This is a genomic window from Amycolatopsis palatopharyngis (genome assembly GCF_003385185.1).
Lineage (GTDB): Bacteria > Actinomycetota > Actinomycetes > Mycobacteriales > Pseudonocardiaceae > Amycolatopsis > Amycolatopsis palatopharyngis.
In genome coordinates, this window is record NZ_PQHZ01000110.1 from 1 (window position 1) to 5,250 (window position 5,250).

5 protein-coding genes are annotated in these 5,250 nt (G+C 70.5%); 2 read left to right on the top strand and 3 right to left on the bottom strand.

What is annotated here, in order from left to right:
* A partial coding sequence (locus D0C15_RS33655; protein WP_281270755.1) for a glutamate ligase domain-containing protein occupies positions 1-671 on the top strand: 671 nt, incomplete at its 5' end.
* Here D0C15_RS33655 and D0C15_RS33660 read toward each other — a convergent pair.
* A complete protein-coding gene (locus tag D0C15_RS33660; protein WP_005456778.1) occupies positions 576-1,691 on the bottom strand; it encodes an L-threonylcarbamoyladenylate synthase in 1,116 nt (371 codons plus the stop codon). The genes D0C15_RS33655 and D0C15_RS33660 overlap by 96 nt on opposite strands.
* Positions 1,692-1,843: 152 nt before the next feature.
* A complete protein-coding gene (locus tag D0C15_RS33665) occupies positions 1,844-3,160 on the bottom strand; it encodes a bifunctional folylpolyglutamate synthase/dihydrofolate synthase (protein WP_005456777.1) in 1,317 nt (438 codons plus the stop codon).
* 214 nt (positions 3,161-3,374) lie between these two features.
* Here D0C15_RS33665 and D0C15_RS33670 point away from each other — a divergent pair, with 214 nt between their 5' ends.
* Positions 3,375-4,385 (top strand): TerC/Alx family metal homeostasis membrane protein, encoded by a 1,011-nt coding sequence (locus D0C15_RS33670; protein ID WP_225950578.1) that lies wholly within the window; start codon positions 3,375-3,377, stop codon positions 4,383-4,385.
* Between the two features lie 409 nt (positions 4,386-4,794).
* Here the strand turns inward: D0C15_RS33670 and D0C15_RS33675 are convergent.
* Positions 4,795-5,250, bottom strand: a 456-nt coding sequence (locus D0C15_RS33675; RefSeq protein ID WP_245976529.1) for a helix-turn-helix transcriptional regulator, incomplete at its 5' end; no start/stop codon positions are given.

The following is a 5,250-nucleotide window of genomic DNA, read 5'->3' on the forward strand; positions in this document are numbered from 1 at the left end:
GCACCCGCTGGTGGAGCCAGCGCCCCCACCCCAACGGCGTATACGCCCGAGATGTGCACGTCACGCCGCGCGGCCGGGCGTGCTTCACCCTGCACACTCCCGAGGGCACGGCACCCGTCACGCTCCGCCTGACCGGCCGGCACCACGTCGGCAACGCCCTCGCCGTCGCCGCCCTCGCCCTCGGCCTCGGCCTTGACCACCACACCATCGCCGATGCCCTGAGCGCCGCTGAACCCGCCAGCGGCGGGCGCATGCAAACCATCGTGCGGGGCGACGGGGTCACGCTCCTCCACGACGCCTACAACGCCAACCCCGACTCCATGGCCGCCGCGCTGACCACCCTGAGCACCATGTCCGCCCGCCGCCGGATCGCCGTCCTCGGCGAGATGGCCGACCTCGGCGACCACGCCGCTGGCGCCCACCACCACCTCGGCGTGCTCGCCGCACGCGCCGGCCTCGACGTCCTGATCACCATCGGCACCCGGACCGCGCCTCTGATCGCCGACGCGGCCGACACCGAGCACAGCACCCTCGACATCATCGCCGTTCCCGACAGCCAGGCCGCCCACGACGTGCTAAGTCGAATCCTTCGTCCCGACGATCTCGTCCTGATCAAAGCATCCCGCGCCGCCCACCTCGAACACCTCGTCGCCGCGCTCAGCAACCGCTGAGCAGCCCGGAGTCGCGGCCGTCTGGCTGCGCGACCCGGCCGCTCGGCGGAGCCGATCCGCGATCGCCAATCCGAGCCCGTCCGGGGTAGGAACCGAGGCCACCACGACCTCGCACTCATGCCGGTCGAAGTCACGGAGGAACTCGAAAAGCCGCCGCGCGTACCGCGCACCCGAGTCCGGCACCGCGATAACGCGCTGCCCGGCACACGCACCGGCACCGCCCGCGAACTCGGGCGGCAGCAGGACGCCGACGCGCCGGCCCTGCGCTGCCAGGTACTCGGCGTGGCCGATCACCTGGCCCGGCTCGACCAGGACAACCCGTGCCCTCGGCGCGTAGTGCGACGGATGCTGGCCCGGAACGCGTACGGCACTCCTCGCCCGCACCGGCACGGAGCAACCCAGTGCGCGCTCAAGATCCTCTCGTGTCACGCCGCCTGGGCGCAGTATCGCAGGTGCGCCGGTGAGGTCGACGATCGTGGACTCGACACCCACCGCACAGGGGCCGCCGTCCAGCACGTAGTCGACGTCGGCGCCCAACCCGTCGCCAACATGAGCAGCCGCCGTGGGACTGACCGAGCCGAAACGGTTGGCCGATGGCGCCGCCACACCGCCACCGAACGCCGTGAGCAGCGCGCGGGCGACCGGATGGTCGGGCACCCGCAGCGCGACCGTCTCCAGACCGCCGGTGACCGCGCGGGGAACACGGCGGCCCCGACGAAGAACCAGGGTCACCGGGCCAGGCCAGAAACGGTCAGCGACGCGGCGCGCCGCGTCGGGCACCTCCGCGACCCAGTCGGGGAGCTGACGCGCCCCGCTGAGGTGCACGATCAGCGGGTGCGTCGAGGGCCGCCCCTTCACGGCGAAGACACGCTCCACCGCGTCGACGTTCTCCGCGTCCGCGCCGAGCCCGTACACGGTCTCGGTCGGGAACGCGACCAGCCCACCCGCGCGCAGGGTGCCAGCAGCGCGTTCCACATCGAGTCCCACGCGCTCAGGCGCGATGCCTGGTTGATCCGACATCACCCGTTCACCCCTCACCACTGCAGTCTGACACACCACCGGCTCGCGCGATCACCGTTGCCCCCGCGCCGCCGGACCCATTTCGAGACCGGATCTCGTACCCTCTCTTCCCGATCAGCACGCGCGGCGCTCAGCCCGGGCAGCACGGGTGGTCACGTCACCAGCGCTCGCACGACGGGCAGCGCCTCGCCGATCACATAGAGCGACCCGGTAACTACCGTGAGCGTGCTATCATTCGCCGCCGCCGCGCGGCGCACCGCATCACCCACATCCGCCTCGACCGCGACCGATCCTGCGCCCACCGCCCGCGCGGCGGCGGCGAGCCTGGCGAGCGGCACCGCTCGCGGTGTCCGGGGCGAGGTGCAGATCACCCAGTCACCAGCCCCGACCCCCAGGGCACTCAGAAACGCCTCCGGCGCGCGGGTCCCGGTCATACCGACCACCACGGTGCGGGAGACGCCGTCGAACCGCTCCCGCAGCGCCCGTGCCAGCGCGGTGGCCGCTTCCTCGTTGTGGGCGCCGTCCATCAGCACAGGGCCGGGGGTGTGGACAAGCTCAAAGCGGCCCGAAGCCCGCAGCGCCCCGCAGACCGCCCGCACCACCTGGTCGGCCACCGGCCGGGCCAGCCACACCTCGGCGGCGGCCAACGCCGTCGCCGCGTTCGCCGCCTGCCACGGTGCCAGCAGACGCAGGAAAACGTCGTCATAAGTCGCCCCGGGCGTGAACAGCGACACCGTCCGGCCATCCGCGACCGGCGCGTCGGCGGCCACGCCGAAGTCACGATCCACGGTCACCACGCGCGAGGGGCGGCGGCCCAGGAACGGCGGGTGCATGGCCGGGTCCGCTTCGGCTAGCACCACGGTCGCGCCCTCAGGAACCGCGCCAGCCTCAGCCACGGCGTTGTCCCACCGCGTGTCACCGAAGTACTCGACGTGGTCGACGCCCACCGACGTGACCACCACCAGGCCGGCGCCGAGCGCGGCGGTCGCGTCGCCGCTGCCACCCAGACCGGTCTCGACCACCGCGACATCAACACGTTGGTCGGCGAACCAGCCCACCGCGGCCGCGGTCATCAATTCGAACCAACTGGGCCGCCCCAGCTCTGACGCGGTGCGCTCGTCCGCCACCAGCGGGTCGAGCACCGCCGCCAACTCGTCGTCGGTGATCGTGACACCATCGATGGTGATCCGCTCCTGCGGCCGGTGCAGATGAGGACTGGTGTACAACCCGACCCGCAGTCCACTGCCCGCCAGCACCGCGGCCAGGATCCGGGCGGTCGTGCTCTTGCCGTTGGTGCCGGCCACCAGGATCACCGGCACCCGCTGCTCGGGCCGGCCGAGCGTGCGCAGCAGCCGCTCGATGACCACGGTCGTCGGGGCCTGCGACACCACCCCACCAGCAGCGACCCCCACCCCCCGCTCATGGTCGACGTGACCGTCCAGCCACTGCCATACCCCGGCGCGCCTCACGCCACCGATCCTAGATCCACCCCCGATCAACCTTGACAGCCACATTCCGGCCAGTGACACTGCGTGCAGAGGGGAGTACTTCCCTAAGTGTCTGCCTGGTCAATACGGACACCCCATGGTGTCCCCGGGCGACCGCCCTCACCAGGGTGAAGGAGACCTCGAACGTCGTCCGTGCGCGGAGGTCTTCGTGCCCTTTCATCCCGTGGTGTCGTCTCTGTCCGTGGCCGCGCCCGCCGACTCGGTGGGGTCCTCGTCGATCGGGTCGCCCTGGTTGTGGGTCGCCAGCATCGCCGTAATACTCGGCCTCCTCGTCACCGATTTCGCCGTCACCCGCCGTCCCCACGAGGTGTCGATACGGGAAGCGATTGGCTGGTCGGTGTTCTATCTCACGCTGCCCGTCCTGTTCGGGATCTGGCTGTGGGCGGTGTTCGACAGCGGGCCGGCACTGGAGTTCATCACCGGCTTCGTGGTGGAGAAGTCACTGTCGGTGGACAACCTGTTCGTGTTCATGCTGATCCTGGCCGGGTTCGCGGTCCCGTCCCCCATTCAGCAACGGGTGCTGCTGTACGGCATCGCCGGTGCCCTGGTCCTGCGGGGCATCTTCATCGCGGCGGGCGCGGCGCTGCTGCAGGCAGGCACCTGGGCGTTCCTCCTCTTCGGCCTGATCCTGCTCGTGTCCGCGGGCAAGATCCTGCACGAGGTGCACACCGGTTCGGCCTTCGCGGGCCGCGACGTATCCCAGATGCGTATCGTGCGACTGCTCCGCAGGTTCATGCCCGTCACCGACGACTACCGAGGCACCCGGCTGACCGTACGGGAGCACGGACGACGCGCGCTCACGCCGCTTGCGGTGGTGGTCGCCGCGGTGTTCGTGACCGACGTGGTGTTCGCCGTGGACTCGGTCCCCGCGGTCTACGGCATCACCGCGGACCCCTACCTGGTATTCGCCACCAACGCCTTCGCGCTGCTCGGCCTGCGCGCGCTCTACTTCGTGCTCCACGCCACGCTGGCCAAGCTCGTCTATCTCAACCACGGCCTGGCGGTCATTCTCGCGTTCATCGGTCTGAAACTGGTGTTGCACTGGGCCCACGGAATCTGGCCGGCCACCCCGCAGATCCCCACGCCGGTCTCCCTCGCTGTCATCGTGGCCATCCTCGCCGTCGTCATCGCGGCGAGCCTGCGCACCCGCCGCCGAGCCGAGCAGCACGTGATTGAGAAGGACTGACCATGTTCACCATGCTCACCGGATTCCTCATCGACATCGCTGTCACGGCACTCATTCTGCTGGCGTTGGTCATCACCTGCGCAGCGTTGGTGCCGCCCCGCCCGCCACGATGAACACACGCCGTCCCGGGTGGCGTGTCAGTGTGGGGTGCGAAGCGAGAGGGGCGCTGGTCGTCGCGAGGTCCTGTCCGCACACCGCCCGGCCACGCCACGTAGCCCTTGCCAGGGCGTGCTTGGTGGTGCTGGCGTCGGTGGCGTGAGGTTTCCTGGACCCGCGCGGTGGGGCGGCGGGTGCCTGCGCCGGATCCGGGTCGGCCAGATCGTGTTGACGACGCGGGGCTTGGTCGTTGAGGTACTCCCCCTCAACGTCGAGAATGACGAACTGTGGTTCGTTTACCAAGGGTGGCGAGTTATCCGGTGCGGCGACGACGCGGAGGAGTCGAGGCGCCGTCAGCCGAAGCATCACGAGCATCGTCAGGGGTGGCGGGACCGACGGCGGTGATGAGGTCGGCGATGCGGTGGTGGGCTTCCAGCGGGTGGCGCAGATGGCCGTCGGGGTTGATGCGGTAGTGGTTGCGGCGGCCGACTTTGGTGCGCTCGATGTAGCCGCCCTGGATGAGGTCGGTGAGGATGAGCTGGACGGCGCGGGTGGTGATGCCGACCTTCTGGGCGATGACGGGCAGGGTCTGGTGCGGGTCGGCGGCCAGGCAGAGCAGCACGTGGGCGTGGTTGCTCAGGAACATCCACGACCCTGGCGTCTGCGACGCGGCGGCGTCGGCCGGTTCCGCACCAGCATCCACCACGCCAGAATCCACCGTGCCGGAGTCGGTGGGATCCGAGCCCGCTGGGGTGGGGAGGGCGTGGTC

Bases quoted from the DNA above. Each gene is read 5' to 3' on its own strand.
- D0C15_RS33660 (WP_005456778.1), bottom strand. From the start codon at position 1,691: ATGTCGGATCAACCAGGCATCGCGCCTGAGCGCGTGGGACTCGATGTG.